Raw genomic sequence first — 1,226 nt, 5'->3', positions numbered from 1 at the left:
ATGTCGCTGGTTTGCCTAGCCATACGTTTTTTGTTTGTGATGTTTATAATCACGTTTACTACTTATATCGAAAAGGCAAAGGATTATTTTCCATTGATTTATCACCGTTAGATACCGATCCAAATGCGACGCTAACACTTACGCAAATTACCGCGACCGCAAACGTCAACTTGACGGATTTTGCCTTTCATCCTGGCGACGGTTCGCTTTACGGAATCGACAACAACTCCGGCATTCTCTACAAATTCAATACTGCAAACGGCCAAGCCACTATGATTGGAGATACGGGCGAAACCGGTACCTTTGGTGCGGGCTATTTTGACGTCAACGGCAATTACTACGTTTCCCGCAATCAAGACGGAAAAATCTACCGTATTAATTTGTCAGCGGACAACGCTTCAAACATCAACGCGGGCATTGTCCCAGCGGTTGAGTTTGTCTCGAACGGCCCGAGTTCAAGCCAAAATGACGGTGCACGCTGCGCCAACGCGCCAGTTATTGATGAAGATGACCCAATCGATTTTGGCGATGCTCCAGACAGTTACCACACGCTTCTTTCCTCAAACGGTCCACGACACGAAATCGATGGTGCGACATGGCTTGGTGTCATTGCGCCTGATGGCGATTCTGACGGACAAATTGCACCTTCTGGCGACAACAAAGTTGGTACCGCAGACGAAGATGGTGTTGGCTTTGTTGCCGCACTCGATCCAGGTTTGAGTTCACTGGTGAATGTGACAGCGTCTACTTCTGGCTACTTATCCGCTTGGTTTGACTGGAACCGCGACGGTGATTTCGCAGATGAAGGTGAACAAGTATTTACAGACCAGTTACTCGCAGCAGGAAACAACACACTTCCATTTATCGTCTCTGAATTGGCAACCGCAGGACCAAGTTGGAGCCGATTCCGCTTTAGTCAACAAACGGGGCTCAAATACGATGGCGGCTCAACCTCCGGCGAAGTGGAAGATCATCCAATCACTATCACCGAAAATGGCGTATCTGTTCAGCATTTCCCAAGTGCAGAAGGCTACGCAACGGTAGCGTTTGAGGATAACTGGCCATACACCGCAGACTACGACATGAACGACGTCGTCATTCAGTTCCGAATCACAGAAACGCGTATGGAAGGTGTGGTCGAGAACATTCAAATCACCGGTGACCTCGCCGCTTACGGTGCAGGATACAAAAATGGCTTTGCTATTCGTTTACCGGGCATAGCAAAA

The 1,226-nt window shown here is 48.5% G+C and carries 1 protein-coding gene; it reads left to right on the top strand.

Features of this window, described 5'->3' with window-relative positions; translation table 11 throughout:
- Positions 1 to 1,226, top strand: a 1,226-nt coding sequence (locus R7035_RS25530) for an LruC domain-containing protein (RefSeq protein ID WP_318146357.1), incomplete at both ends; no start/stop codon positions are given.

The organism is Vibrio sp. 1731, assembly GCF_033339955.1.
Taxonomy (GTDB): domain Bacteria; phylum Pseudomonadota; class Gammaproteobacteria; order Enterobacterales; family Vibrionaceae; genus Vibrio; species Vibrio alginolyticus.
Note: the sequence above shows the minus strand (reverse complement) of the source record. Positions and strands in the feature narration are given on the sequence as shown.